The sequence below is a fragment of the Shinella sp. genome (assembly GCF_052438155.1).
Taxonomy (GTDB): domain Bacteria; phylum Pseudomonadota; class Alphaproteobacteria; order Rhizobiales; family Rhizobiaceae; genus Shinella.
In genome coordinates this window covers 285,544-311,786 of record NZ_JBQVPI010000003.1, presented here as the reverse complement: position 1 = coordinate 311,786, position 26,243 = coordinate 285,544, and the positions used below count along the sequence as shown (strand labels likewise).

The following is a 26,243-nucleotide window of genomic DNA, read 5'->3' as shown; positions in this document are numbered from 1 at the left end:
TCGCCACGCTAGGAACGCATGAACTCCGCGGCCCGCTCGCCGATCATGATGCAGACGGAATTCGGGTTGCCGGAAATCAGCGTCGGCATGACCGACGCATCGGCAACGCGAAGCCGCTCGATGCCATGAACGCGCAGTTTCGGATCGACAACCGCCATGTCATCGCCACCCATCCGGCATGTGCCGGCAGGATGAAGGGCAGCATGTGCGTCCTTGACGCAGAAGGCCCTGATATCCTCGCGCGTCTTGAGGGGCGGCGATGGTGCGTGCCGTGCCGTCACGAATTTCGCGATCGCCGGTTGCGCCATGATGTCGATGGCGGCCATCGCCCCTTCGGTCATCGCGTCGAGATCGTAAGGATCGGAGAAATAGCGCGGCGCTACACGCGGATGTGCCGCCGGGTCGGCGCTCAGGAGTGTGACCTCTCCCCTGGAACGCGGCCGGATCTGGCCGAGATTGACCGTGCAGCCATTGCCGCCGGGAACCGCATCGACGCCCTCCTCGATGCCGGCGCCGACAACCATGAAATACTGGATATCCGGGCTCGCCTCGCCCCTGTTGCCCCACCAGAAGGCACCACCTTCAATGAGATTGGAGGACGCAGGACCGTTGCGGAACAACGCATAGTTCAGGCCGGCAAGCGCCTTCCAATGCAGCTTCTTGTACTTGTCGTAGCTGTGCGGGCCATTGAGCTGGTAGACCAGCGAAATCTCGATGTGATCCTGCAGGTTCTGGCCAACACCCGGCAAATCGGCATTGACGTCGATGCCCTGCCGACGGATCTGGTCCGCCGGCCCAATGCCCGACAGCATCAGGAGCTTCGGCGTGGCAATCGCGCCCGTGGAAAGGACGACCTCCTGGTCGGCCCGGTACACAACGATGCGCTTGCCCTTCACGCACTCGACACCGACGGCGCGCCCGTTCTCTATAAGCACCCGCGTGACCATGGCCCCGGTTTCCACACGCAGGTTGCGCCGTTTGCGGGCCGGATTGAGATAGGCCACCGCGGCGGAGCTCCGGCGCCCGTTGCGGGCCGTTATCTGGTAGAGACCGCAGCCTTCCGGATCGCCGGAATTGAAATCCGGGTTGTAGGGCAGCCCGGCCTGCTGGCAGGCTTGTAGCCATGCGCGGGTCAAGGGATGAATATAGTCGATGTCGGAAACGCCAAGCGGGCCGCCGACGCCATGGGCTTCGTTGCAGAAGCGGTTATTATCCTCGGCGCGCTTGAAGAAGGGCAGGACGTCGGCATAGCCCCAGCCTTCGGCACCCATACCGACCCATTGCTCATAGTCGGACGGCACGCCGCGAATGTAGATCATCGCGTTGACCGAACTGCCGCCGCCGAGAACCCGCGCCTGCACCATGGTCGGTGTTTCCGTGCGCTCCTGCTCGGGCATCGGTTCCCAGGGAATGCGCTTCAGGAGGTCGCCCTGCGCGGTCTTGTAGTAGGCGCCGGGAATGTGGATGTAGGGGCTGCGGTCGCGCGGTCCCTCCTCCAGCAGGAGCACGTTGACGGCAGGATCTTCCGAAAGCCGGGCAGCAATGACGCAGCCCGTCGAGCCGCCACCGACCACGATATAGTCGAATGTGGTTATCTCATCCGGATGCCGAGGGGAGATGCCATAGCGCGCCGATCCCATGTCTCGAAGTCCCATCATTGCCCCCTTGAAATGGCGCTGCCGGCCTTGATCGCGAGGGCAGCAATGGTCAGAGCCGGGTTGACGGCAGCAGAAGTCGGCAGCACGGACGCATCCGTGATGTAGAGGTTCTCGACATCGTGGCTGCGGCAATCGAGATCGACGACCGAGGTTTTCGGGTCGCGGCCCATGCGGGCCGTGCCGCATTGGTGTGACGTCGTCTTGCGGCCGAAGGTATGCGTCAGCACGATCGGAAAACCGGCCTTGCGCATGACGGCGCGCGTCTTGGCGATCAGCGCCTCGTGCGCGCGCATGTTCGAGCGGATCCAGTGCATGACGATGCGGTTGTCGCGCACCATCACCCGGCTTTCGGGATTGGGAAGGTCTTCGCTCGTCAGGAACCAGCCATAAGCGTAGCGGGCGATGAGCCTGGCGACCCAAGTCGGCGCCGGAAACGGTAGGTTGGCCTTGAGGATGTTGCCCGTGATGTGGCCGAGAAGCTGGACATTGCCGAGGGGGGCGCCGTATTCGTTGTCCGCGTTGTAGAAATCGTTGAAGGCGATGGTCTTCTGGTAGACCGACGTGTTGGCGGCGAAGGGATCGATCGTCAGCATCGCCGTCGTGTTGTGGTTCATGAAATTGCGTCCTAGCTGATCCGAGCCGTTGGCGAGGCCGGTCGGATGCGCCTTGCTGGCGGAGCGCAGGAGCAGTGCTGCACTCTGTACCGCGCCGGCCGCCACCGCGAAGCGATCGGCCGAGATACGCTGCTCCACGCCATCTTTCACATAGACGACGGACACGACCCGGCGGCCCATCACGTCGGTTTCGAGGCGGGTCACGGAGGCGCCGGTCACGAGGCTGACATTCGGATGGGTGAGCGCACTGGCAAGCGGACCGACCTCCGCATCGATCTTGCCGGTGCCGGTGTTCGGAAACGCATCCCAGCCCGTCGGTGCCCGCTTCAGCCACGCGTCGATATCGATCGATAGCGGCAGGGCAGCCGGGTGGATTCCGGCCTTTTCCAGCCGGCGACGAACGGCGGCGATCGACGGTTCGTCAGGCACCGATGGATAGACGTAGGGTTTGGCATGCGCCGGCTCCGTCGGATCGCCGGAAACCGAACCGCGCACCCGAAAAATGCTCTCGGCTGCATCATACCAGGGTGACAACTCCTCATAGGACATCGGCCAGCCCGGGGATGCTCCATCCATGTGCGGCCGTGGCGCGAAATCCTCGCTGCGGTAGCGATACATGACGGCACCGAAGAACTTCGAATTGCCGCCGACATAGTAGTAGTTGCCGGGGAGAAACCCCTCTCCGTCCGTGCCCAGCCACTCCTCCGAAGACCGATAAAAACCCTTCTGGAAGATCGCACGGTCATCGCGCGCCTCCGGACTGTCCTTCAGGTAATCGCCACGCTCGAGGATGACGACCCGCAAGCCGGAGGGCGCCAGGCTGTGCGCCAGGGACGCTCCGCCAATGCCGGAGCCGATGATGACGATGTCTGCGGTCTGGGTCATGATGTCTTTCAGTCGATGCGCGTTTCGGTATCGATGTCGAACAGCACGGTCTTCGACGTATCGACGGACAAGGCGGCTTCCTGGCCTGCATGCGCCTGCTTGGGCGGAAGACGGGCGGTCACCTCCACGCCGCCGAGCTGGAAGACGGCCAAGGTGTCAGGCCCCGTCGGCTCGACGACGTCGAAGTCGATGGTCAGCGACGGAGGGATATCGCCGCTCGCGATCGAGAAATTCTCGGGTCGTATTCCGACAAGTACTTTCTTGCCGGCGTAGCGTCGCACGGCCTCCGGTGAGAGGGCGATGCCCGCGATGCGGGCTGCTGGCCTGTTGGCGATTTCGACGACGGCAGTCACCGTCGACCCCTGTGCCTCGAGAACGGCTGGCACGATGTTCATGGCGGGAGAACCGACAAAGCGCGCGACGTAGACGTTGGCTGGCCGGTCATAGACGGCCTGGGGCTCGTCGAGCTGCTGCACGACGCCGTCCTTCATGACCGCCACGCGCGTGGCGAGCGTCATGGCCTCGATCTGGTCATGCGTTACATAGACGATCGTCGTGCCGAGGCGGGCATGGAGGCGCTTGATCTCCGTGCGCATGTCCACGCGCAGCTTGGCATCGAGGTTCGAGAGCGGCTCGTCGAACAGGAACAATTTCGGCTCGCGGACGATCGCGCGGCCCATGGCAACGCGCTGGCGCTGGCCGCCGGACAGTTGCGACGGCTTGCGATCGAGCAGATGCGTGATCTGCAACAGGTCCGACGCGGTTTTCACGGCCTTGGCGCGATCGGCCTGGGCGACCTTGCGGATCTTCATGCCGAATTCGATGTTCTGGCGCACGGTCATCGTGGGGTACAGCGCGTAGGACTGGAACACCATGGCGATGTCGCGGTCCTTCGGTGAGAGATCGTTGACGGCCTTCCCGGCAATACGGATCTCGCCGCCCGTGATCGTTTCCAGGCCAGCGATCATGTTGAGAAGCGTGGACTTGCCACAGCCGGAAGGGCCGAGCAGCACGAGGAAGTCGCCGGTGCCGATGGAGATCGAAACCTCCTTCAGAACCTCGAGATGGCCGTAAGCCTTGCGGACGCGATCGATTTCAAGAGTGGACATAGCCTCAGCCTTTCACGGCGCCGGCCGTCAAGCCGCGGACGAAATATCGGCCTGCGACGATGTAGACGACCAAAGTTGGGATGGCGGCGATCATGGCGGCGGCCATGTCGACGTTGTATTGCTTGCGACCGGTGGTCACGTTGACGATGTTGTTGAGCGCGACGGTGATGGGAGTGCTCGAACCGGAGGTGAAGGACACGCCGAACAGGAAGTCGTTCCAGATCTGCGTGAACTGCCAGATGCAGGACACGACGATGATCGGGATCGAGGTCGGCAGAATGACGCTCCAGAAGATGCGGAAGAAGCCGGCACCATCGACCATCGCCGCCTTCGTCAGTTCATCCGGCAACGATACGAAGTAGTTACGGAAGAACAGCGTCGTGAAGCAGATACCATAGGAGACGTGGACGGCGACAAGCCCGGGAATGGACCCGGCGAGACCCAATAGCCCGAGCGTGCGTGCCATGGGGATGAGGATCGCCTGGTAGGGCAGGAAGCAGCCGAACAGCATGAGGCCGAAAACGAAGTTGGCGCCGGGAAACTTCCATTTCGTCAGGATGTAACCATTGATGGCGCCGATGCCCGTCGAAAGGGCCACGGCCGGGATCACCATCAGCAACGAATTGAGGAAGTAAGGCTTCAGCCCCGTGCATTCGGTGCCGATGCAGGCCTGCGACCACGCTGCCCGCCACGCATCGAGCGTCACCACCTTGGGCAGGCCGATGAAGGAACCACCATAGATCTCGTCGAGCGGCTTCAGCGATGTCGTGACCATCACCCAGAGCGGCATCAGATAGAGCAATGCGACGATGACAAGGCAGGCATAGATGGCGATACGGCCAAGCCGCATCTTGCCGGATTGGGAGAGTGCTTCAGCCATCGTTTTTCTCCCGAAGCTCGGAATAGAGGTAGGGAATGATGATCGCCGCGACGGTCATGAGCATCATCACGGCACTTGCGGCACCGACGCCCATCTGGTTCCGCCGGAAGGTGGCGGAGAACATGAAGGTCGATGGCAGTTCGGTTGCGGTGCCGGGGCCGCCGTTCGTCAGCGCCAGGACCAGGTCGAAGCTCTTGATGGCGATGTAGCTGAGCAGGACGATCACGCTCAGCATGGCCGGACGCAGCATGGGAATGATGATCTGTCGGTAGATCCGCGGCAGCGTGGCGCCCTCGATCTGTGCCGCCTTGATGACGGAATTGTCGATGCCGCGAAGGCCGGCGAGGAAAATCGCCATGGCAAAGCCCGAGGATTGCCAGACACCGGCCACGACGACCGTGTAGATCGCCATGTCCGGATTGGTGATCCAATCGAACCGAAAATCCGTCCAGCCGAGATCGTTCACGACCCGCTGGATGCCGAGGCCGGGATTCATGATCCACTTCCAGGCGGTTCCCGTGACGATGAACGACAGCGCCATCGGGTAGAGGTAGATCGCCCGCAAGGCCCCTTCTGCGCGGATGTTCTGATCGAGAAGGATCGCCATGAGGAGACCCAGGCCCGTCGACAGCGCAAGGAAGAGCACGGAAAAGATGAACAGGTTGGCGACAGCCGTGTGCCAGCGGGGCGTGGCCCAGAGGCGGACATATTGCTCAAGGCCGACGAAATCGTAGGTCGGCACGAATTTCGACGAGGTGACGGAAATCAGTCCCGTCCAGAGGATGAACAGGTAGACGGTGACGATGACGACGAGCAGGCTGGGAGCGACGACGAGGCGCGGAAGCCAGGCTGCCAATCGCGATGACATGCGCGTAGAGGCGCTCATGGGTCAGCTCCGATGGCGGTAATGGGGAGGAGCCACGTGGTGCGGCTCCTCCGATTGGCTGTTCGGTTTATCGAGCGTTGTCGATACCGGAGACCAGCATCTTGACGGCATCTTCCGAGCTCATGGTGCCGACGAAGAACTGCGCGGCAACGTCGCTGAAGACGGAAGCGAATTCCGGTTTGGCGGCAAAACCGTGCGTCATGGCGCCCTGCATGCTGCCCTTTTCGATTGCGGTGGCACGCTCCTGGTAGCCGAGCTTTGCGCAATCGTCGAAATCGTCGACCGAGACGTCGCTACGGGCCGGGATCGAGCCCTTGATCAGGTTGAAGCCCTTCTGGACCTTCGGATCCATGATGGTTTCGACAAGCGCTGTCTGCGCATTCTGCACGTTCTCATCCTTGACGATGAACGTGCCGAAGCTGTCGATCAGGTACTGGAAGGACGTGACCTGGCCGGGCGTCGCAAAGCAGTAGAAATCCTGGTTGGGCTTCAGCCCCTTTGCGAGGAACTCACCCTTCGCCCAGTCGCCCATGAACTGCATGGCGGCTTCGCCGTTGATGACCATGCCGGTCGCAACCGCCCAGTCGCGGCCGACGAAGTTGTTGTCGACGAGGCCGCGCACTTCGCGCAACGTGTCGAACACCTTGACCATCTCCGGGCTGCCGAGCGCTTCGGGATCGAGGTCGATCGCCGTCTTCTGATAGAATTCCGGGCCGTTGACGTCCGACAGGAGGGCATCGAAGATGATCCCGATCTGCCACGGCTCATCGCCCATCGCGATGGGAACGATGCCCTTCTCCTGAAGCTTCTGGCCGGCCGTGATCAGCTCCGCCCACGACTTGGGAACGGCGATACCGGCATCGTCGAAGATCTTCTTGTTCGCCCAGACCCAGTTCTGACGGTGCATGTTGATCGGGGCCGCGATAAAGGCGTCGCCCGACGTCACGAACGGCAGGAGTTGAGGCGCAAGCGCTTCACGCCAGCCGCCGGCCTTGGCGAGGTCGTTCAGGTCGCGAACGACGCCCTGCTCCGCCCATTGCACGCCTTCCCAGCCGAGAAACTGCATGGCGCCGGGCGGGTTGCCCGCTGTAAGACGCGAGCGCAGCGCCTGCTGCGCGTTCGCGCCGCTCATGCCGCCGACGGCGGAATCCTTCCATGTGAAGCCCTTGGCCTCGAGTTCCTTGCGAATGACGTTGAGTGCGTCGACCTCGCTTTGCGAGACCCAGTGGTGCAGAACCTCGATCTCGCCTTCGGCACGGGCCGCAACGGGCACGAGCATGGTCGCCGCAAGAACGGCAGCTATAAATTTCGACATGAGTTGGTCCTCTCTGGTTGGGTTTTTGAGCGCAGCCCTTGGCGGGCTTTTGTGCGCGGTTGTTAAACAGGGTCAGCGGGCATCGCGTAGCCGACGTTCCGGCCGCCATAGCGGCGAACGCGGATGTTGGCCTGCTCGGCATGTCCCGCAAAACCTTCCATCAGGCAGAGCCGCGAGCCGTAGGCGCCGATCATTGCGGACGCCTCGTCGGTCAGGATTTTCTGATAGGTGCAGGTCTTCAGGAATTTTCCGACCCAGAGGCCGCCGGTGTAGCGGGCGGCCTTGTTGGTCGGCAGCGTGTGGTTGGTGCCGATTACCTTGTCGCCGAAGGCGACGTTCGTGCGGGCGCCGAGAAACAGCGCACCATAGTTCTTCATGTTGTCGAGGAAGTAGTCCGGGTCACGGGTCATGACCTGGACATGTTCCGAGGCCACGCGGTCGCCTTCCGCCAGCATCTCCTCGATCGTGTCGCAGAGGATGATCTCGCCGAAATCTTCCCAGGCCTTGCCGGCGACGGCCGCCGTGGGGAGGATGTCGAGCAGGCGCTCGATCTCGGAAAGCGTATCGCGCGCCAGCTTCCCCGAATTGGTGATGAGAACCGCCGGCGAGTTGATACCGTGTTCGGCCTGGCCGAGCAGATCGGTCGCCACCAGTTCTCCATCGACACTGTCGTCAGCGATGATCAGCGTTTCTGTCGGGCCGGCGAAGAGGTCGATGCCGACGCGGCCGAAGAGAAGCCGCTTGGCTTCCGCGACATAGGCGTTGCCGGGGCCGGCCAGCATGTCGACCGGCGCGATCGTTTCAGTCCCGTAGGCCATTGCGGCGATCGCCTGGACGCCACCAAGGCAATAGATTTCATCAGCGCCTGCAAGCGCCTGCGCCGCCACGATCTTGTCGGCAATCTTGCCCTGGAAGGGCGGCGCGCAGGTGATCACCCGCTCGCAGCCGGCAACGCGCGCCGTCAGCACTGTCATGTGGGCGGATGCCAGCAGCGGGTATTTGCCGCCCGGCACGTAGCAGCCGACATTCTGGATGGGTACGTTCTTGTGACCGAGCACGACACCCGGCAGCGTCTCGATCTCGATATCCTTTAGCGCGGCCTTCTGCGCTTCGGCAAACCGGCGGATCTGGTCCTGCGCGAAATCAAGGTCTTCTCGCTCCCGGACCGTCAGCGCGTTGATGCATCCCTCGATCTCCTGCTTCGTCAGCCGGTAGGAGTCGCGGTCAAACTTGTCGAACTGCACTGAAAGCGCGCGAACCGCCTTGTCGCCACCGTCCCGGACCTGTGCAAGAAGGCCCTCGACCGCCTTGGTGACTGCGCTGTCGATACCGCCCTGTTCGATGGAAGCCTTGGCTGTTTTGATGTGCCGGATCATGACAAAGTCTCTTCGTTCACGGCCGCCGTCGGCGCCGCGCTATCAAGGGTCTTGGGAGAGCAAGGGAAGCTTGCGCCTCCCCTGCTCGGGATGTTTAGAGGTGCTGTTCGCGGGCGCGCATGTCTTCGTACGCGGCCTGCTCTTTCTCGTAGTAGGCCGGCGACGGGAAGTCCCACCAGCCGGTGGCGAACGGACCGGCGGCATCGCGCGAGACGATCACTTCGACGAGGGCCGGGCCGCCGCATTCCAGCGCCGCTTTCAGGCTGCTTTCAAGGTCCTCGTTCTTCTCGACCTTCCACGCCTGGAGGCCGAAAGCACGGGCAGAGGCTGTAATATCGGCCGAGTAAGGCGCGCCATTTCCGGCGTGATGGTTGAACTCGGAGGCAATGTGGCGGCCCATGAACTTGCGCTGGCCGCCGCGGATCGACATGTAGCCCTGGTTGTTGAGCACGAGGAACACGACGTTGATACCGTTCATGACGGCCGTGCCCATTTCAGGCAGCGACATCATGAAGTCCCCGTCGCCGACGATGGCGACGACCTGGCGATCCGGGCAGGCGAGCTTGGCGCCAAGCGCTGCCGGCACCGCCCAGCCCATCGGCGAATAGGAGCCGGAGGTAAGGTGGGTACGCGGCTCGTAGATCGGGAAGCTCTGCTTGACGGCCCCTTGCGTGTTGCCGGAACCGACGACGACGATGCCGTTGCGATCGAGAACCTTGCGCAGCGCCATCAGCGGGCGCTGCGAGGTGAACGGCGTTTCCTGGCTGTTTTCGCGCGGTTCGACCAGGGCGCGCCAATCGGCCTTCGCCTTCTGCACATCGGCGACAAAAGTTTCACGGCGCGACAGCATCTTCTGCGAATCCGCGTCGGAGATCAGCGAGAGGATCGCCTCCAACGTCACTTTCGCATCGGCGACGATGCCGACTTCCGTCTCGTAGTTCTTGCCGATCTCACGCGGGTCGAGATCGATGTGGATGAGCTTTGCCGACGGGATCGAGAAGGAGACGCCCTTGGCATAGGACGACGCCGACCAGTCGGTGAAGCGGCAGCCGACGGAAACGACGACGTCGGCGGATGCGGTGATCGTGTTGCCACAGGTCGTACCCGTCTGACCGACCGCGCCGATGAACAGTGCGTGATCCTCGGAGATGGCGCCCTTGCCGTTCCAGGTGATGGAGACGGCAGCACCCAGCTTTTCGGCGAGACGGGTCAGTTCGGCCGAGGCATTTGCCGTGATCGCACCGCCGCCGGCGACGATAACCGGACGCTCGGCATTCAACAGCACTTTCACCGCCGCTTCGATGGCCTTCGGGTCCGGATAGGCAATTCCGACCGGCAGACGCTTCTGGAGCGGATGGATGGTAACGTCGGCTGCCTCGACCTGCACGTTCATCGGCACTTCGACATGAACCGGGCCGGGACGGCCCGTCAGCATTTCGCTGAAGGCACGGTGCATAATGCTTGGGAGGACCTGCACCGAATTTGCTTGCCAGGCGCGCTTGGTCACCTGCTCGGTGATGCGCGGGAAGGCGTTATCCTGCTGGCGTTCCAGCTCCTGCATGGTGCCGTGGCCATGCATGTAGGTCTGCGGCGAACCGGAGACATAAAACAGCGAGGTGGAGTCGCAATAGGCGGTCGCCAGACCGATGATCGTGTTGGCGGCACCCGGGCCGACAGAGGTCGAGCATGCCATCGGCTTACCTGAGGCGCGGTAGTAGCCGTCGGCCATGTGGACGGCGCTCTGTTCATGCATCACCTGGATGAACGGGATCTCGGATCCCTCCTGCAGGAACGCGTCGAACAACGACCAGATGCCGTGACCCGGCACACCGGCAACATACTCGACGCCGTATTCCTTGAGCGCCTTCGCGACGACTTGGCCACCTGTCAGTTTCATGGATCGACCCTCTTTAATCTCGTTATCGTTCTGTGCCGGAGACCAAACGATTGGAGCTCTTCCAGCGATGGGCTTATTGTTCGACGGGGCGGGGCAAGCCGCAAGTTCGCATCAATCGAAACGCTGACGCGACCTGACGCAGAACACGCGTGCTTCCGCGTCAGAACCTGCTGAAGGCTAGGCCGTGCCCTGGCTCGCTCGGCCGATTTCAGAAGGTGAAACAGGAACGATTGTCCGCCGAAGCTTGCGGCCGAAATCCCGACTGAAACACATGCCCATTCGCACTATGAAGCAGACATCGCGCCAAGGTGCGAATAAATAAAATGCGCCGCGCACTTTCTCCCGGACGCACCCTGTGGCTTGCTCTATCGGGACACTTGCAGAATTCAGGGGCACCACCGTGCAGAACCTTACCAGAGACCTCGCCTTCGCGGACGACTTCATTTCCGCTCAGCTGGTTGAGAACGTTTCCGACTACGATGTGGCCGATGCCGTCGTGGTCAATATCAGCCCGTCCCCGATGATAACGGGCGATGAGCATCCCGCGATCGTGCCGGCTTGGAAGTCCACCTGGCTGAAGGGTGGCCGCATCCGTTCGGCGGAGCGTGTTGCGATCATCAAGGTCATCAAGCCGACCAATCTCGGCGGCTGCATGTTCCGCGGCTGGGACTGGCTGGGTAACAGGATCCGCAGCTTCCCGCGCGACACTCCGCTCTACATATCGCCGCAGGACGAAATCGGAACGGTCACCGTCGACCCGCACGTTTTCACCAACGAGCGCGCTAGCGCCGAAGCACCGCAAACCTTCACGATGAAGCTCAATCTTTGGTGGTCACCCGGCGATACCGACTGCTTCATTCACAACGAGCACCCCTTCCTGGAAACGCACACGCAGATCCACGGGCTGGGCCGCATGCAGAAGTTCAAGCAGCGTGACGAGGCGACCCTCTATGAGGATGTCGTGATGCCGATCGGCTATTCGCACGATCCGTTCTGCCGGGTGACGGGTGAAAACCAGTGGACCTATCCGTGGCACCGCTACTATGCGGACACGGACAGCGTCTGGCTCGCCGTCGAGCTTCACCCCTGATGAAAGCGCCGGCCGATGCCGGCGCTTTCATCAGCTCATCTGGATCATATCCGATCCGTCGCCGAGATATTGCAGCGCCTCGCGCGGGATCGCGGGGTCGTTGCGGTCGAGAACCGTCAGGTCCTTGAGATGCTCGCGGCGCAGCAGGCCTGGACCTCGGTAGTGCAGCGCGACCTTCGTGGAATAGGGCTGGCGAAAGACCGTCGCGGCGATGCCGCTGGAAATGCCGAACATGAACTTCTTGGAGTTCCGCTTGACCTGCGCATAGACGCCGAACGTCAGTTCGTTCGACTGGATGCCCTCGAAATCCGCTGTGAAGAGGCGATCGGCCAGAGGGAAGCAGAACCCGTAATATTTGAAGACATACTCCGTCTTCTTCGGGTCGTCGAAGCTCGGGAACCGCTCGACGTAATAGTGCTGCAGAAACTCCTTGTTGCGATAGATGCAGAGCGCGGACCGCAACACAAACCCTTTGTAGATCGAGGAGAACTGGTAGCGGTCGTAGATCCCCACGATATCGTTGTGGTCGGCATTGTTCTCGACGATCATCTCCGAGACGAAACGCGAAAACTCCGGCAACTGGCGCGCGGTCGCCATGGCATGGAAGAAATTGCCCTCCACCAGCGTGCGGAACTCGTCCGGGTCCGTAAACAGCATCGGCACGCTGAGGCCGAAATAGTTCGCGATGATCCGCAGATTGGTGGCCGACGGGATATGGGTGCCGGACAGGTACTTGTTGAACTGCTGCCTGTTGACGTTGATCTTGCGGCAGACGGCCGCGACCGAGCCGTGCTGCTCGCAAAGCGTTTTCAGGTTTGCCGCCAGCGCAGCGCCGTCTCGTCCCAGTTGATCCATTCCAGTCCCCGATATGTGACGCATTGTGACGCTCAACTTACTTCATATCGCTAATGACTTCAATCGCCTGCGAAGTTGTAGAGCGCGCGACGACGGGTCAATCTCCGGATGACAAAGAGGAGGACGCGACGTGCATTCCAGGCGAGAACTTGGATGGTCGGTCATGGGTACCGGCACTATCGCAACAGAGCACATGGTCGCGGCGATCCGCTCGGCCGGACATCAGCCCCTGTGGGTCGTCAGCCGGAACAGGCACTATGCAACGGACTTTTCGCAGGACATGCAAATCCCCGGCGTCGCGGTCGACGCCCGGCGGTCCTTGCAGGATCCGTGTGTCGGGTTTGCCTATGTCAGCGCGGTTCGCGACCGCCGCAAGCACTACATCCTGGCGGCTGCGGCGGAACGCAAACACGTTCTTTGCGACGGCCCGATTGCCGGCACGAGCCGTCTGGCCGCCAACCTCGTCGAAGCATGCAAGACGGCTGGCATCATTCTCGCGCTCAATCAGCCCTTTCGCACGCTGGCGCCCCATCAGACCATGCGCCGGTTGCTGCAGGACGGCGAGATCGGCACGCTGCAGTCGCTGGTCATCGCCCGCGGCGCGCCCTACCAGCCCCCGCCGAACCGCCATCTCGACGAGCGTGCCGATCGAAGCGATGCGCTTCTCGAATTGTCCGTCGACAGCATCGACCTGGCGCGATTCCTGACCGGCCAGGAGCCGGCGACGGTCGCAGCCCTCTCGGCCACGCCGCCAGGCACCGAGGCCGGCCAGTCGTCCTATGCGATCGGGATGTCCGGTGGTGCGATCTTCCAATGTTATGAAAGCTTCACCACCGCGGAATTCGAGAGCACCGTCATGCTCGCCGGCGATCGCGGAACGCTTATCGCACACGGGACACTCAGCGGAAAAGGCTCCGGCACACTGGTGCGTCGGCTGAACGGCCGCAACGAACTCATCCCGGTGCGCGACCGAGACCAGCACGTCCCGACGATAGAGGCCTTCCTCGCCCTGCCGCAGAACCCCGCGACATGGATGTCGCTCGGCGACGACAACGTCATCGCCCTGCGCACCGCAGAAGCGGTCTGGGCAGCTCAAAAAAAACGCCCTGTCGCCGCCGGCTGTCAGTGACGCACCATCGAACACGAGAGATCCAAAGCCATGCCCCGCACCCAGAACCAGCTCATCTTCCATTCGATGGCTTCCAAGCCGAACACGCTGGCGATCGACATCGAGATCGCAACAAGCCTTGGCTTCGACGGCCTCGAAACCTCCGGCAACAAGATCAAGGCATTTCTCGATGCCGGCTTCACGACACAGGACCTGGAGGCGCGTCTTCGTCATCTTTTCCTGCCCGGTATCGGCTTCCTGATCGACCTCGAACGGCAGGGTGATGCCCGCCAACAGATGCTGCGCGAGGCCGAAGACCTCTGCGTACTCGCTTCCGCCGCCGGCGCGAAAGGCATCGAAGCCATTACGGGTCCGCTGGACATCCGGGTCTTCGAGGCCGGTGCTTCGACACGCTATCCCGAGCTTTACCGAGGCCTTGTCGATCTGCCGACGGACGACCAGAGCGAGCTGACGGCCGCCAATCTTCAGGCCGTTGCAGACATCGCCGCGTCGCATGGATTGCTGGTTTACCTCGAGGCGCTGTCCTGGACACCGCTCAACACGATCGACGCACAAATGCGCATTCTCGACCGCTGCAAGCGCGACAATGTGCGGATCGTCATCGACTTCTGGCACGCCTACACATCCGGCGACACGCCGGAGCGGATCGCGCGCCTGGACAAGGAGCTGATCTACGGCGTGCATCTGTGTGATTCCCTGCCCTATGCCGGCGGCATCCCGAACGAACCGGTGCTGCGCGACGTCCCCACCGGACAGGGCGTTCTTGACCTGCAGAGCTGGGTGGATGCCGTGAAATCGACCGGATATGCGGGCTGGTGGAGCTGCGAACTGTTCTGCAACCGGCAACATCAGGACAACAGCTTCGCCATCGCCAGGGACCTGAAGGCCCTCATGGAGCGCCTGATCCTGACATGACCGGATCGCCAGCGTTCAGATCAGGCCCACACCGACACAGACGCGGTTGATACCGAGACCCAACAGGGCCTCGGTGACCACGGCGCGGACAGAAAACAGTGGAGCCTTCAGAAGTCCTCAGACAGATGTTCGGGAACCAAGGAGTTCGAGTGCAGCGGCGTGCAGCGCCCGGTCGCCAGCCGCGATCACACGGCCCTGCCAGGCAAGATCGAGCGGCTTGCCTTGCCAGTCGGTCACGATGCCGCCTGCACCTTCGATGATCGCGGTCGGGGCGAAGAGGTCGTAGGCGTCGAAACCGGCATCGACGGCAAGGTCGGTGCGGCCGCGGGCAAGGCAGGCATAGCTGTAGCAGCTGCCGCCATATTGGGTGAACTGCACCGCATCGTCGAGACGTGCAAAGGGTGCGCGGTCCGCCGCGGGAACGAAGCGGGGATTCGAGGAGGTCATGTAGGCATCGGAAAGCGCCGTGCCCGTGCGGCAGCGGATCGGCTTTCCGTTGTGCCACGCGCCACGGCCGGAAATGCCGGTCAGGCGCTCGGCGGTTGCGGGAAGGTCGATCACGCCCAGCAACGGCTTGCCGCCGCGCGCAAGGGAAATCAGCGTGCCATAGACGGGGATGCCGGCGACCCAGGCGGCGGTTCCGTCAATCGGATCGAGCACCCAGACGAATTCGGCATCGAGCTGCTCGCTGCCATACTCCTCGCCCATGATGCCGTGATCGGGGAAGGCTGCGCGAATCTGTTCGCGAAGCCGCGTCTCGACGGCACGGTCGGTGGCGGTGACAAAACTGGCATCCTGTTTCAGGTCGACGCGCGGCGCTTCCTCGGCGGCGGCCAGAAGAAGGGCGCGCGAGCTGTCGGCGAGCTTTTCGGAGAAGGCGAGGAAGGTTTCGGCAATATCGGTCATGTCAGCTCTCAATGGGCAAGAATCTGTCCGAGGAAGGTGCGAGCCCGCTCGGATTTCGGGGATGCAAAGAATTCAGGTGGGGTGGAGACCTCAACGATCTCGCCTTGGTCCATGAAGACGATGCGGTCGGCGACCGAGCGGGCGAAACCCATCTCATGCGTCACGCAGACCATCGTCATGCCCTCGCGGGCAAGGTCTGTCATGACGTCGAGCACTTCGGAGATCATTTCCGGGTCGAGCGCGGAGGTCGGCTCGTCGAACAGCATGACCTCCGGGTTCATGCACAGCGCCCGCGCGATGGCGACGCGCTGCTGCTGGCCGCCGGAAAGCTGGGAGGGATATTTGTGCGCCTGGTCGGGAATGCGCACGCGGTTGAGGTACTTCATGGCAATTTCCTCAGCCTCCGCATTCGCCATCTTCCGCACCAGCCGCGGCGCGAGCGTCAGGTTCTCCAGCACGGTCATGTGGGGAAAGAGGTTGAAGCTCTGGAACACCATGCCGACTTCGCGGCGGACGAGGTCGATCTTCTTCTCGTCGTTGGTCAGTTCCTCGCCGCCGACGATGATGCGGCCGCCGTCATGCTCTTCAAGCCGGTTGATGCAGCGGATCATGGTCGATTTTCCCGAGCCCGAAGGACCGCAGACCACGACCTTCTCCCCCTTGGCAATCGTCAGATTGATGTCCTTCAGCGCTTGATAGGTGCCGTAGAACTTGTTCATCTTCTCGAGGACAATGATATCGGCCATCAGGTCTTTCTCACATGGCGGTTCGCGTAGGTTTCGATCAGCGTGAAGGCCGTCTGGATGATCCAGACCAGCACCAGGTAGATGATCGTCGCGGCGATGAAGATCTCGTAGGGGGCGAAGGTGTCGGCGACTATGGTGCGGGCGACGCCTGTCATTTCCATCAGCGTGACGGTGGAGGCGAGCGCGGTCGATTTCAGCATCGAGACGATCTCGTTGCTATAGGCGGGAAGTGCCAGCCGGACGGCGAGCGGGGCGGTGATGCGGGTCGTCCTCTGGAATTTGGTAAGGCCGAGCGCCTTGCCCGCCTCGACGAACCCCTTGTCGACACCGAGCACCCCGCCTCGCAGGATTTCCGAGACATAGGCCGCCGTGTTGAGCGACAGCGCAATCACCGAGCACCAATAGGGGTCGCGCAGGATCGGCCAGAGCACGCTCTGCCGGATGAAGCCGAACTGTGGCAGACCGTGATAGATGATGAAGAGCTGGACCAGCAACGGCGTGCCGCGGAAGAAGTAGATATAGGCCTTGGCCGGCCAGACCAGCCAGGACCGGCGGGAGAGCCGCATCAGGAGAATGCCGACGGCAAGGACCAGGCCAAACAGGGTCGAGACGACCAGGAGATTGAGGGTCAGCCCGAGGCCCTGCAGAATTTTCGGCAGGCTGGAGGCGATCAGCGACAGGTCGAAACTCATCGGGCACCTCTGAGATGACGGTTCGCACGCGCTTCAAGCCAACCGACGGCGAAGGTGATCACTGTCGTTATCGCCAGATAGATCAGCGCGACGGTCACGTAGAGCAGGAAGGGACGGTGCAGGAGGGAATTGGCCATCTTGGCGACGAAGAGGATTTCCTCAAGGCCGATGATGGAAACAAGCGCCGTATCCTTCATGATGGACAGCATGTGGTTGCCGAAATTCGGCAGGGCAAGCCGCCACATCTGCGGAAGTCGCACATAGCGGAAGATCTGGTGGCGCTTCAAGCTGAGCGCCCGCGCCGCCTCGACCTGGCCGCGGTCGACACCGAGAAAGGCGCCGCGGAACGTCTCCGTCATATAGGCGCCAACGATGAGGCCGATGGCGATGGACCCTGCCCAGAATGGCGGGAGATCGATGAATTTCACCGAAGGATCGAAAAACTGAACCAATTGGGTAAGCGCGATCGCCATGCCAAAGTAGAAGAGCAAAAGCAAAAGCAGCTCCGGCGCGCCGCGGAACACGATGGTGTAGGCCTGGGCGACGCCGCGCAGGATGCGGTTTTTGGAAAGCTTGGCCGAGGCGCCGAGCAGGCCGCAGACGACCGCGATCACCAGAGACACCGAAAAGACCTGTAACACCGTCACCAGGCCGAAGAAGAAATCATCCCACCAGCCGTCGAGGACCGACATGCCATACCTCCATAAGCTTCATGCGGAACGGGCGCCGCAGCTCGCGCGGCGCCCGGAGGTCATGTTTACTGACCAACGCCCTTCCAGTTCCCCGGCTGGATGGAGAAGGGGAAGTATTTCATGCCGTACTTTTCGAGCGAGCCTTCCTTGGTCATCTCCTCGAGTGCCTTGTCGACCTTGGCGAGCAAAGCGTCATCGCCCTTGCGCAGGCCCACGCCTACGCCCGGTCCGAAATATTTGACCTCGTCGATCGGCGGCGAGACGAACTCGAAGCCGGCGCCGTTTTCCTTGCTGAGGAAATCGAGATAGGCCTTCATGGGATTGGAGATGGCGATATCGAGGCGGCCGTTCTGAAGGTCGAGCAGCATCGGCTGGGCGCCGTCATAGAACACGACTTCCGCGCCCGGCAACTTCGCCTCCACCCATTTCGCGTAGGTCGAAGCACGTTCCACGCCGAAGCGCAGGCCGGTGAAGGCCTCCGGGATCGGCTTGCCGGCGTCGTCGAACAGCTTCAGGTTCGCGTCCTTCGAGCCGAGGATGCGGCCTAGCGAAACGCGATAGGGGATCGAGAAGTTGATCTTCTTCGCGCGCTCCTCGGTGATCGACATGGAGGCGACGATGAGATCGAACTTGCTGGCGAGCAGCGCCGGGATCATACCGTCGAACTCCTGGCAGACGTAGTCGAGCTCCACGCCGATGCGCGTCGCGATGTCCTTGGCGACATCGACGTCATAACCCGCCATCTCGCCTTCGGGCGTGCGATAGTTGAAGGGCGCATAGGTGCACTCCATGCCGACGCGCAGGGTTTCGGCATGGGCGGGCATGGCGCCGGCAAGTCCGACGATTGCAGCGGACATCAGACCGATCACGAATTTCATGGCATTCCCCTTCTTTGTTAAGTCGTTGCTTGCGACGGCCCTCACTCCGTCGATGCACAACGATGCGCCGGCAAAGAGAAGGAGGACATCCACCCAAGGGATGATGGCCGCCATCACCCTCGGGGTGGATAGAATGTGACGCGCGGTTGATCTAGCCCTGTCCCATACAGGTCAGAGGAGAACCCCATGAAATATACCCGCATGCCCATCGAGCTGGAATCGCCGGAACAGCTTGGCTACGACACGATCCAGTACAACCTGTCGGAAAGCTCGGTCGCCGACCGGCGCCTGGGTGAGCTCAACCTCAAGCTGGATGATATCCTGCTATGCTACGGTGACCATCGTGGCGCGCCGGACCTGCGCGCGCAGATCGCCGGCACAGGAGATGACCTCGCCGCCGACGACGTGCTCGTCACCGCGGGTGCGGCGGGCGCGCTCTTCATCATCGCAACCTCGATGCTTGACGCAGGCGACCACATCGTCGTGGTGCGGCCGAACTATGCCACGAACCTCGAAACGCCGCGCACCATCGGCGCCGACATGAGCATCGTCGATCTCACCTTCGAGACCAGCTACCGGCTCGACCTTGCGGCGATCGAGGCGGCGATCCGGCCGGAGACGAAATACGTCTCGGTCACCTATCCGCACAACCCTACGGGCGTGATGATCTCCGAGAGCGAGCTGAAGGCGCTGGTAGCCCTCATCGAGCGCAAGGGCACCCGGCTGCTCTTCGACGAGACCTACCGCGAAATGACCTCCGGCCCGATGCTGCCGGTCGCCGCGAGCCTGTCCGATCGGGTGATCAGCGTTTCCTCGCTCTCCAAGACCTACGGTATCCCCGGCATCCGAATCGGCTGGCTGATCACGCGTGACGCCGCCCTGATGGAAACCTTCCTCGCCGCCCGTGAGCAGATCGGCATTTCCGGCAGCATGGTTGACGAGTACATCGCCTATGTTGCGCTCAGCCAGCGGACGGAATGGCTCGCCTTCAACAATGCCCGCATCGCCAGCGCCTTCGCCATCGTCAAGGACTGGATCGCTTCCGAACCGCTCGTCGAATGGATCGAACCGTCGGGCGGCTGCGTCTGTTTTCCACGCATCGTGCCGTCAGCGAATATCGATCTCGCCGGCTTCCATGACAGCCTCTACAGCCGCCATCAGGCCTATGTCGGCCGCGGCAGCTGGTTCGAGCAGAACGACCGGCATTTCCGCATCGGCTATGCCTGGCCGACCGAGGACGAGCTGCGCAAGGGCCTCGCCGCCATCTCTGCCGCCATCCGCGAAAATCTCAAGGGCTGAACGAGAAGAGGAGGGCGAACCCGGTTCGCCCTCCTCACCTCAAAGATTGAGGCTGCGCAGGAATGTGGAGAACAGTTCCTGCTGCGTGGACAGATTGAGCTTGGCATAGAGTTTTTGGCGATGCGTCTTCACCGTCGCGATCGAAATGCCCAGGTGATAGCTGATCGACTCGCTGGAATGGCCCTTGAGGATCAGGAGGGCCACCTCGCGCTCTCGCGGGCTTAGAAGATCACGGCCGAAATCGTTGAAAAGATGGTCGATCGGGCGAGCCTGTGGAGGGGTTTCTCCGCGCGAAAGGTGCCCCCAGAGGCGACGGAAGACCGCGGCAATCAGCGGATGCGCTTCGCGCAGCCGGGCGATGGACGCCGCGTCGAAGCCGCCTTCGCTGCGGATGCGCGACAGGCTGATCTCCGCCATTTCGCCGCCCGGCAAGTCCATGGCGATGAGCAATTCCTCCATGCCTTCCGGCCAGCCATGGGTACGGTAGCCCAACTCCTCATCCTCGTGGCGACGGATGTCGAGGCCGCGATAGAGGTCGGACCCGAGATAGTCGTCGGGCGCGAGATCCCGCATCAGGTAGATGCCCGCCGGCAGGCCGGCGAGATAAGCGTTGTAAAACGGATTGAGCAGATAGGTACCGGCGATGAAGAGCTGCACTGCCCGCTTCGCCCGCTGGCCGGAGAATGTGTCGAAGACGTAGCTCGGGCCGCCATTCTTGCGATGAACCACCGACAAGGCCAGCTGGAAGCGCGCAACGGAACCGATGGCCGCCAGAAGCGCCGCAGCGCCGTCAGGCTGGTCGTAGCGGTCGAGCGCGTGCGCAAAGGGCTCGACCCAACTGGCGGCGACTGTTTCGGTCATGGGTCCATCCGTGAGTTTCCCGAAGGAAAACGGCTACTTATACCCCTTACGACAGCCAGCTCTAGGCGACAAGCTTGTCGATCGCCGCAAGCGTGCGCTCGATCTCCTCGGCGGTATTGTAGTGAGCGATACCGATACGGACAACACCTTCCTCCTCGGACAGGCCGAGATGACGGGCTGGCTCCAGCGCATAATTGTGGCCGGACCAGACATTGATGTCCTCGGCCGCCAGCGCATCGGCGAAACGATGGGTCGAGATTCGGTCATGCGTAAACGAGATCGTCGGCACGCGATGGGCGAAGAGATTGGGATTTCCGATGCCGGCCAGCCGGACGCCCGGCAGCGCCGTCAGCCCGCCGATCAGCCGCCGGGTAAGGCCCGCCTCATAAGCATCGAAGGACTGGTAGGCGCCCGCCATCCGCTCGCGCCGCGTGCCCGAACTCCCCGTCATCTCACCCGCCCAGGCGAGATAGTCGATCGTCGCGGTAAGGCCGGCGAGAAGCTCGGTCTGCGGCGTACCGGTGCAGAAGCGGTCCGGAATATCGTCGCTCTGGCAGCGGACACGATGCGGCGGCAGCGAGCGTAACAGCGCCTCGCGCCCCCACAGCACGCCGAGATGCGGGCCGAAGAATTTATAAGAGGAGCAGACGAGGAAATCGCAGCCGATCGCCTGCACGTCCGGCAGGCGGTGCGGCGCAAGCTGCACCGCATCGATCCAGACGAGTGAGCCGGCCGCCTGCGCCACCGCCGTCAGCGCGGCAACATCATTGATGCTGCCGGTCATGTTCGAGGCATAGTTGAGGGCTAGGAATTTTGTCCGCGGCGTCAGGAGGGCGGTAAGGTCTTCTGGCTCGATGCGCCAGGTTTCCTTGTTGAACGGCAGCCACTTCACCACGAGACCGTAGGCTTCGGCCATCGAGAGCCAGGGCGAGACATTGCCTTCATGGTCCATGCGCGTGACGATGATTTCGTCACCGGGCGCGAAGGACTGGCCGATTACCCGCCCCATCTGGAAGGCCAGCGTCGTCATGTTCGGGCCGATGACGATTTCCTGCCAGGAGTTGGCATTGACGAATTCCGCCGCCGCCTCATGCGCCGCGCGCCAGACCGCATCCGCCCGCTGCGAGGCGGCAAACCGTCCGCCGAGATTGGACGATGCCGTCGCCATAGCCTCGGCTACGGCATCGATGACCACCTTGGGAACGAGCGTTCCGGCCGGGTTGTCGAGAAAGGCGGTGCTGGAATTCTCCAATGCGGGGAAGGAGGCGCGGATCAACTCGATGGGATAGGCGGTCATAGGGGCCTCTTTGCAGAATGCTGTTGTCGCATCTTTGTGCAGCCTTCTGCAAAGCGTCGCTATCCTCCTAGAAGATGAGGGCGAAACGGCCTGCCGGACCGTCCCGCCCCCCACCGGCACGATAGGGCTCAGTTCTTCTTCACGCCCCAGGCCCGTTCCTTGTCGGCGGCCCAGACGTCGAAGCCTTCGATCTTGGCGCCGACGGCCGCAACAACCGGTTCATAGTAGAGGCCGAAGATCGGCAGGTCCTTTACCATCAGGACGTGGATTTCCTTGAACACGGCCTTGCGAGCCTCGAAATCCGTGGTCTTGGTCGACTTGATGTAGAGTTCCCAGGCTTCCGGATTGTCCCATTGCGCCGTCGGCTCGGCATCCTTGTCGCCCATGATCACGCCGTAAAACTGCGAGGGGTCGAGGCGGGCGGAATAGCCGAAGGACTGCATCTGGAATTTCCCGGCCAGATAATTATCGAGCTGCGCTGCCCAATCCAGCACTTCCAGTTCCGCATTGATGCCGGCGGCCGCCAGCATGGCCTGCACCAGGATGCTGTTCTCATACATGCCCTGGTAGCGCGTGTTGGACTGGATCTTGATCACCTCGCCCTTGTAGCCGGCCTCGGCGAGCAGCACCTTGGCGGCTTCCGGATCGTATTCCGGCCACTTCAAAAAGTCCTCATCGAAATAGGCGCTCGCCTGCGGCACGCCGGAGGGATTGAACTCAGAGAGACCCGCCGTGCGCGCGGCCGCGATCTGCTTGAAATCGATCGCGTGGGCGATTGCCTGGCGCAGCTTGACGTTCGACATCAAGGGGTCGGTCGTCTGGATCAGCATTGGCGTCAGCGAAAGCCCCGCCGTCGTCAGAACCTGGAGACCACGCGACTTGGCGTCCTCGATGCGCTGGGATTCGAAGTTCGGCAGCACATCGACCTCACCGGCAAAGAGCGCGGTTTCGGCGGCGGATGTATCCGGGATGATCATGAACTTGGCTTCATCGACCAGCGCCGTGCGGTTGCCGGCATACCCGCTCGCCTTTTCCTTCGAGGGCTTGTAGCCGTCATATTTCTCCAGCGTGATGTACTGGCCCTTCACCCATTCCTTCAGCTTGAACGAGCCGCTGCCGATTGCCGTATCAGCGATCCACTTGCCGTCCGGGCCGGCATTCTTCGGGCTGGCGACCCAGCCGTTGCACTGGATGTTGGCAAGCTGGGCAAGAAACAGCGCGCTCGGCTCGTTGATGCGGAAGACCACGGTGCGTGGATCGGGCGTTTCCACGGCTTCCACCTTCAGGCCCTGCGACCCGTCGAAGAAGGCATTGCAGAACCATTCGACGCCGGTGGCGACGCGGCGGTCCCAGTTCCATTTGACATCCGCCGAGGTCACTGGATCGCCATTGTGGAAGGTCGCGCCTTCGCGGATCGTGAAAGTGTAGGTCTTGCCGTCATCCGAAACAGTCCAGGCTTCGGCAAGTGCCGGGCCGATACTCAGATCGGCGCGAAAGCCCACCAGCGTTTCGAAAATGTGGTGCAGCACGGTGTCGGTGTTGGCATCGCGGTCGATGCCCTCCGTGCCGCGAATATCGGCATTGATGCGGATGTTGAGCGTTGCGGCCTCGGCCGCGGCGCCAAACAGCAGGCCCGCTGCCAGCGCCGTCGAAATCAGGAATGTGCGCTTCATGGTGATCTCCGATTGTTCCCCGCTTTGTTATCGTCAGGAGCGCTCGCGGATTGCGCCCAGCGTTTCTGCAAAAAAGTCCTTCACCTTGCCGATAAGCTCATGATCGTCATGGGTGATGCCCGGCACGATGTCGTGACGCACCTGAATGCCGTGCTGCTCGAAGCTCTGTTTCAGGGAGCGCATGCGATCGTTGCGGTTGGCGCCGGCACGGTCGGCGCCCGGCATGTACCAGGCGTCGTCCGGGGTGATGGTGATTTCCCAGGTTTCGAGGTCATCGCCGCCGATCACCATCTGCACCGCGACCTTGCGGATCGCCTCCAGATCGACCGGCTTGCCGAAGACCTTTTCGAAATCGCGCACGCCGACCCAGAAATCGTGGTCGAAATCGAGCAGCGTCACGACGCCCGGCGCGCCAATCGAGGCGGCGAGCAGGCGTTCGGGGTGGAGATACAGGAACCGATGGGTGAAATGCCCGCCGCCGGAGAAGCCGTACATCATCACCCGGTCGCCCTCGATGCGGTATTTCTCCTGCATCTCGGCGATCATATCGAGCATGATCGCATCATAATGAAGGTCCCCGGCCCGCAGCATCTTGTAGGACGAAAGATCACCGGGAAAGCAGATGTTCGTCGGGAACAGCGGGCACAGGATGATGACACCATTGGCCTCGGCGAAATCGGCAAAGGCATCCCGGTAGGCCTGCATGCCGCGCTCCGTGCCGTGGACGATCACCGCCAGCGGATAGGTCTTGTCGCCGTCCTCCTCGTAGTCATCGGGAACATAGGCGCAATAGGCAAAGCGCTGGTCGAGCCGCGAGGCATAGACGGTCGTATGGCCGAAATCATAGTAGGAAAGTTTCTGGCCGTGACCGCTGACATTACGCATAAATAGTCTCCTCTCCGATCATTCACAAAGCTGCCGCGCTCGGCAGGATGGGGTGCTTAACCACGCCGGACGAAGCGCCTGCGAACGTCCGGTCGAGCAGCATCGCCGCGTCGAGAAGGCGGCGTGTATAGGCGTGTCGCGGGCTGTCAAAAATCTCGTCGCGCGTGCCGATCTCGACGATGCGGCCGTTTTCCATCACCGCCACGCGATCGGCCACCTGCTCCACGGCGCCAAGATCGTGCGAGACGAACAGGCAGGCGAAACCGTAGCGCGCCTGCAGGTCGCGAAAGAGTTTCAGAATCTGCTTCTGGACCGTCATGTCGAGCGCGGACACCGGCTCGTCGGCGACCAGGAAGGCCGGGCGGCTGACGATGGCCCGGGCGATCGCGACGCGCTGGCGCTGACCACCGGAAAGCTGGTGGGGGAAGCGCTGCGCAAATTCCGGCGCAAGCCCGACTTCGGCAAACACTTCCTCCACCCGCGCCTGCCGATGCCGAGCATCCAACCGTGGGTCGAGCTTCAGCGGCTCGCCGACGATATCGGCGATACGTTGACGCGGATCGAGGGAGGAATAGGGATCCTGGAAGACGATCTGGATCTGCTGTCGTAACGCGCGGCTTGCCGCATCGCGTCCAAAGACAAGAGGTGTGCCGCGGAAGGCCATCGCGCCCGCGGAGGGCGTGACGAGCCCGACGATTGCCCGGCCAAGCGTCGTCTTGCCCGAGCCGGAGGCCCCGACCAGTGCCAGCGTCTCGCCCCGGTTGATCGTCAGGTCGACGCCATGCACGGCACGTTTGCCCGCCGCCCTGCCGAAGAGTTTCGGGCGGCCGGGATAATCGATGACGATGTCCTTGAGTGCAATCAGCGGCTCGGCCGAAGCGCTCGATAACCGGCTGCCGCCCGCGCTGCGACGTGGCAGGGCATCGACAAGGCGCCTGGTATAGTCATGTTTCGGGGCATGCAGCACTTGGGCAGCCTCGCCCTGCTCCACCGCCCTCCCCTTGTGCATGACGACGACGTTGCGCACGTAGTGGGAGACCATGCCGAGATCGTGGCTGATCAGCAGGACGGCGGTTTCGTTCTCCTGCGTCAGCTCCACCATCAGATCGAGCACGTCGCGCTGGATCAGCGTATCGAGCGCCGTCGTCGGCTCGTCGGCAATCAGGAGCGCAGGCTTCAGCAGCATGACCGAGGCCAGCATGATACGCTGGCGCATGCCGCCGGAGAACTCATGCGGATACGCGGCGAGGCAGCGGGCCGGGTCCTGGATGCCGATGCGCTCCAGCATGGCGAGGCTTCGGTCGCGGATTTCGTGCCTGCCGAGCTTGTGGTGCAGCGCCAACCCCTCGGCCATCTGCCTGCCGATGGTCATGGCAGGGTTGAGCGAGACCATCGGCTCCTGGAATACCATGCCGATCTTGGCGCCGCGGATTTCGCGCAACCCGGCTGGCGGCAACGTGGTGAGGTCGGTTCCACGAAAACGGATGCGGCTTTCCGGCGTCGGTTCGAAAGGCGGCGGCAGGAGGCCGAGCAAGGAGCGCGCCGCCATGGTCTTGCCGGAGCCGGATTCGCCGACGAGCGCCAGCATTTCGCCGGCCGGCAGCGTAAAGTTCAGGTTATCGACCACAGTATGGCCGTTGGGGCCCATGCGGACGGAAAGGTTCTCGACGGCGAGAACGGACGCAGTTTGCTTCGCAACAGCCAT

At 62.4% G+C, this 26,243-nt stretch carries 23 protein-coding genes; 4 read left to right on the top strand and 19 right to left on the bottom strand.

Annotated features, from left to right (window positions below; all coding sequences use genetic code 11):
- Window positions 1-8: 8 nt before the first annotated feature.
- From ACT6VE_RS08400 to ACT6VE_RS08365, 8 genes are all read right to left on the bottom strand, one after another.
- On the bottom strand, window positions 9-1,658 hold the full coding sequence (locus ACT6VE_RS08400; RefSeq protein WP_444798155.1) for a GMC family oxidoreductase: 1,650 nt from the start codon (window positions 1,656-1,658) through the stop codon (window positions 9-11).
- Window positions 1,655-3,157: an FAD-dependent oxidoreductase gene (locus ACT6VE_RS08395; RefSeq protein ID WP_444798154.1), complete on the bottom strand. Its 1,503-nt coding sequence runs from the start codon at window positions 3,155-3,157 to the stop codon at window positions 1,655-1,657. The genes ACT6VE_RS08400 and ACT6VE_RS08395 overlap by 4 nt, the downstream gene beginning before the upstream one ends.
- 8 nt (window positions 3,158-3,165) lie before the next feature.
- Entirely contained in the window at window positions 3,166-4,266 is a 1,101-nt protein-coding gene (locus ACT6VE_RS08390) for an ABC transporter ATP-binding protein (RefSeq protein ID WP_444798153.1), read from the bottom strand.
- Window positions 4,267-4,270: 4 nt separating this feature from the next.
- Window positions 4,271-5,146 carry a carbohydrate ABC transporter permease gene (locus ACT6VE_RS08385; RefSeq protein ID WP_444798152.1) on the bottom strand — a complete coding sequence of 292 codons (876 nt, stop codon included), beginning with the start codon at window positions 5,144-5,146 and terminating at the stop codon, window positions 4,271-4,273.
- The gene (locus ACT6VE_RS08380) at window positions 5,139-6,032 is read right to left on the bottom strand and encodes a carbohydrate ABC transporter permease (protein WP_444798151.1); all 894 of its coding nucleotides are present in this window, start codon (window positions 6,030-6,032) and stop codon (window positions 5,139-5,141) included. The genes ACT6VE_RS08385 and ACT6VE_RS08380 overlap by 8 nt, the downstream gene beginning before the upstream one ends.
- Before the next feature lie 67 nt (window positions 6,033-6,099).
- The gene (locus ACT6VE_RS08375; RefSeq protein WP_444798150.1) at window positions 6,100-7,347 is read right to left on the bottom strand and encodes an ABC transporter substrate-binding protein; all 1,248 of its coding nucleotides are present in this window, start codon (window positions 7,345-7,347) and stop codon (window positions 6,100-6,102) included.
- A gap of 62 nt (window positions 7,348-7,409) precedes the next feature.
- Window positions 7,410-8,723, bottom strand: a complete 1,314-nt coding sequence (hisD, locus tag ACT6VE_RS08370; RefSeq protein WP_444798149.1) for a histidinol dehydrogenase — start codon at window positions 8,721-8,723, stop codon at window positions 7,410-7,412.
- A gap of 94 nt (window positions 8,724-8,817) precedes the next feature.
- Entirely contained in the window at window positions 8,818-10,620 is a 1,803-nt protein-coding gene (locus ACT6VE_RS08365; RefSeq protein WP_444798148.1) for a thiamine pyrophosphate-binding protein, read from the bottom strand.
- 400 nt (window positions 10,621-11,020) lie between these two features.
- Here ACT6VE_RS08365 and ACT6VE_RS08360 point away from each other — a divergent pair, with 400 nt between their 5' ends.
- Window positions 11,021-11,710: a hypothetical protein gene (locus ACT6VE_RS08360; RefSeq protein ID WP_444798147.1), complete on the top strand. Its 690-nt coding sequence runs from the start codon at window positions 11,021-11,023 to the stop codon at window positions 11,708-11,710.
- 30 nt (window positions 11,711-11,740) lie between these two features.
- On the opposite strand, the gene ACT6VE_RS08355 is transcribed toward ACT6VE_RS08360, so the two are convergent.
- Entirely contained in the window at window positions 11,741-12,565 is an 825-nt protein-coding gene (locus tag ACT6VE_RS08355; RefSeq protein ID WP_444798146.1) for a helix-turn-helix domain-containing protein, read from the bottom strand.
- Between the two features lie 163 nt (window positions 12,566-12,728).
- On the opposite strand from ACT6VE_RS08355, the gene ACT6VE_RS08350 reads away from it, so the two are divergent.
- Both ACT6VE_RS08350 and ACT6VE_RS08345 read left to right on the top strand, forming a co-directional pair.
- Window positions 12,729-13,694, top strand: a complete 966-nt coding sequence (locus ACT6VE_RS08350; protein WP_444798145.1) for a Gfo/Idh/MocA family protein — start codon at window positions 12,729-12,731, stop codon at window positions 13,692-13,694.
- A gap of 30 nt (window positions 13,695-13,724) precedes the next feature.
- A complete protein-coding gene (locus ACT6VE_RS08345; RefSeq protein ID WP_444798144.1) occupies window positions 13,725-14,609 on the top strand; it encodes a sugar phosphate isomerase/epimerase family protein in 885 nt (294 codons plus the stop codon).
- Window positions 14,610-14,726: 117 nt separating this feature from the next.
- On the opposite strand, the gene ACT6VE_RS08340 is transcribed toward ACT6VE_RS08345, so the two are convergent.
- The 5 genes from ACT6VE_RS08340 to ACT6VE_RS08320 form a co-directional block, all read right to left on the bottom strand.
- Window positions 14,727-15,515, bottom strand: coding sequence for an inositol monophosphatase family protein (locus ACT6VE_RS08340; RefSeq protein WP_444798143.1), 789 nt, complete (start codon window positions 15,513-15,515; stop codon window positions 14,727-14,729).
- Window positions 15,516-15,523: 8 nt separating this feature from the next.
- Complete coding sequence (locus tag ACT6VE_RS08335) at window positions 15,524-16,261, bottom strand: amino acid ABC transporter ATP-binding protein (RefSeq protein WP_444798142.1); 738 nt, start codon at window positions 16,259-16,261, stop codon at window positions 15,524-15,526.
- On the bottom strand, window positions 16,261-16,953 hold the full coding sequence (locus ACT6VE_RS08330) for an ABC transporter permease (protein ID WP_444798141.1): 693 nt from the start codon (window positions 16,951-16,953) through the stop codon (window positions 16,261-16,263). Before ACT6VE_RS08330 ends, ACT6VE_RS08335 begins: the two co-directional genes overlap by 1 nt.
- The gene (locus ACT6VE_RS08325; RefSeq protein ID WP_444798140.1) at window positions 16,950-17,645 is read right to left on the bottom strand and encodes an ABC transporter permease; all 696 of its coding nucleotides are present in this window, start codon (window positions 17,643-17,645) and stop codon (window positions 16,950-16,952) included. The genes ACT6VE_RS08330 and ACT6VE_RS08325 overlap by 4 nt, the downstream gene beginning before the upstream one ends.
- A gap of 65 nt (window positions 17,646-17,710) precedes the next feature.
- Window positions 17,711-18,523 (bottom strand): transporter substrate-binding domain-containing protein, encoded by an 813-nt coding sequence (locus ACT6VE_RS08320; RefSeq protein WP_444798139.1) that lies wholly within the window; start codon window positions 18,521-18,523, stop codon window positions 17,711-17,713.
- Window positions 18,524-18,709: 186 nt separating this feature from the next.
- Here ACT6VE_RS08320 and ACT6VE_RS08315 point away from each other — a divergent pair, with 186 nt between their 5' ends.
- The gene (locus tag ACT6VE_RS08315; protein WP_444798138.1) at window positions 18,710-19,822 is read left to right on the top strand and encodes an aminotransferase class I/II-fold pyridoxal phosphate-dependent enzyme; all 1,113 of its coding nucleotides are present in this window, start codon (window positions 18,710-18,712) and stop codon (window positions 19,820-19,822) included.
- 39 nt (window positions 19,823-19,861) lie between these two features.
- On the opposite strand, the gene ACT6VE_RS08310 is transcribed toward ACT6VE_RS08315, so the two are convergent.
- The 5 genes from ACT6VE_RS08310 to ACT6VE_RS08290 form a co-directional block, all read right to left on the bottom strand.
- Window positions 19,862-20,683 carry a helix-turn-helix transcriptional regulator gene (locus ACT6VE_RS08310; protein ID WP_444798137.1) on the bottom strand — a complete coding sequence of 274 codons (822 nt, stop codon included), beginning with the start codon at window positions 20,681-20,683 and terminating at the stop codon, window positions 19,862-19,864.
- A gap of 61 nt (window positions 20,684-20,744) precedes the next feature.
- Window positions 20,745-21,980: a cysteine desulfurase-like protein gene (locus ACT6VE_RS08305; RefSeq protein WP_444798136.1), complete on the bottom strand. Its 1,236-nt coding sequence runs from the start codon at window positions 21,978-21,980 to the stop codon at window positions 20,745-20,747.
- Between the two features lie 128 nt (window positions 21,981-22,108).
- Window positions 22,109-23,653 (bottom strand): ABC transporter substrate-binding protein, encoded by a 1,545-nt coding sequence (locus ACT6VE_RS08300; protein WP_444798135.1) that lies wholly within the window; start codon window positions 23,651-23,653, stop codon window positions 22,109-22,111.
- A gap of 33 nt (window positions 23,654-23,686) precedes the next feature.
- Complete coding sequence (locus ACT6VE_RS08295; protein WP_444798134.1) at window positions 23,687-24,538, bottom strand: alpha/beta hydrolase; 852 nt, start codon at window positions 24,536-24,538, stop codon at window positions 23,687-23,689.
- Between the two features lie 22 nt (window positions 24,539-24,560).
- Window positions 24,561-26,243, bottom strand: coding sequence for an ABC transporter ATP-binding protein (locus ACT6VE_RS08290; protein ID WP_444798133.1), 1,683 nt, complete (start codon window positions 26,241-26,243; stop codon window positions 24,561-24,563).

Excerpts from the sequence above, each read along its gene's own strand:
- ACT6VE_RS08325 (WP_444798140.1), bottom strand. The coding sequence starts at position 17,645 with ATGTCGGTCCTCGACGGCTGGTGGGATGATTTCTTCTTCGGCCTGGTG.
- ACT6VE_RS08330 (WP_444798141.1), bottom strand. The coding sequence starts at position 16,953 with ATGAGTTTCGACCTGTCGCTGATCGCCTCCAGCCTGCCGAAAATTCTG.
- ACT6VE_RS08380 (WP_444798151.1), bottom strand. The coding sequence starts at position 6,032 with ATGAGCGCCTCTACGCGCATGTCATCGCGATTGGCAGCCTGGCTTCCG.
- ACT6VE_RS08320 (WP_444798139.1), bottom strand. The coding sequence starts at position 18,523 with ATGAAATTCGTGATCGGTCTGATGTCCGCTGCAATCGTCGGACTTGCC.
- ACT6VE_RS08340 (WP_444798143.1), bottom strand. The coding sequence starts at position 15,515 with ATGACCGATATTGCCGAAACCTTCCTCGCCTTCTCCGAAAAGCTCGCC.
- ACT6VE_RS08385 (WP_444798152.1), bottom strand. The coding sequence starts at position 5,146 with ATGGCTGAAGCACTCTCCCAATCCGGCAAGATGCGGCTTGGCCGTATC.
- ACT6VE_RS08295 (WP_444798134.1), bottom strand. The coding sequence starts at position 24,538 with ATGCGTAATGTCAGCGGTCACGGCCAGAAACTTTCCTACTATGATTTC.
- ACT6VE_RS08305 (WP_444798136.1), bottom strand. The coding sequence starts at position 21,980 with ATGACCGCCTATCCCATCGAGTTGATCCGCGCCTCCTTCCCCGCATTG.
- ACT6VE_RS08390 (WP_444798153.1), bottom strand. The coding sequence starts at position 4,266 with ATGTCCACTCTTGAAATCGATCGCGTCCGCAAGGCTTACGGCCATCTC.
- ACT6VE_RS08350 (WP_444798145.1), top strand. The coding sequence starts at position 12,729 with ATGGGTACCGGCACTATCGCAACAGAGCACATGGTCGCGGCGATCCGC.
- ACT6VE_RS08345 (WP_444798144.1), top strand. The coding sequence starts at position 13,725 with ATGCCCCGCACCCAGAACCAGCTCATCTTCCATTCGATGGCTTCCAAG.
- ACT6VE_RS08355 (WP_444798146.1), bottom strand. The coding sequence starts at position 12,565 with ATGGATCAACTGGGACGAGACGGCGCTGCGCTGGCGGCAAACCTGAAA.
- ACT6VE_RS08290 (WP_444798133.1), bottom strand. The coding sequence starts at position 26,243 with ATGGCTGTTGCGAAGCAAACTGCGTCCGTTCTCGCCGTCGAGAACCTT.
- ACT6VE_RS08365 (WP_444798148.1), bottom strand. The coding sequence starts at position 10,620 with ATGAAACTGACAGGTGGCCAAGTCGTCGCGAAGGCGCTCAAGGAATAC.
- ACT6VE_RS08335 (WP_444798142.1), bottom strand. The coding sequence starts at position 16,261 with ATGGCCGATATCATTGTCCTCGAGAAGATGAACAAGTTCTACGGCACC.
- ACT6VE_RS08300 (WP_444798135.1), bottom strand. The coding sequence starts at position 23,653 with ATGAAGCGCACATTCCTGATTTCGACGGCGCTGGCAGCGGGCCTGCTG.
- ACT6VE_RS08400 (WP_444798155.1), bottom strand. The coding sequence starts at position 1,658 with ATGATGGGACTTCGAGACATGGGATCGGCGCGCTATGGCATCTCCCCT.
- ACT6VE_RS08315 (WP_444798138.1), top strand. The coding sequence starts at position 18,710 with ATGAAATATACCCGCATGCCCATCGAGCTGGAATCGCCGGAACAGCTT.
- ACT6VE_RS08375 (WP_444798150.1), bottom strand. The coding sequence starts at position 7,347 with ATGTCGAAATTTATAGCTGCCGTTCTTGCGGCGACCATGCTCGTGCCC.
- hisD (WP_444798149.1), bottom strand. The coding sequence starts at position 8,723 with ATGATCCGGCACATCAAAACAGCCAAGGCTTCCATCGAACAGGGCGGT.
- ACT6VE_RS08395 (WP_444798154.1), bottom strand. The coding sequence starts at position 3,157 with ATGACCCAGACCGCAGACATCGTCATCATCGGCTCCGGCATTGGCGGA.
- ACT6VE_RS08310 (WP_444798137.1), bottom strand. The coding sequence starts at position 20,683 with ATGACCGAAACAGTCGCCGCCAGTTGGGTCGAGCCCTTTGCGCACGCG.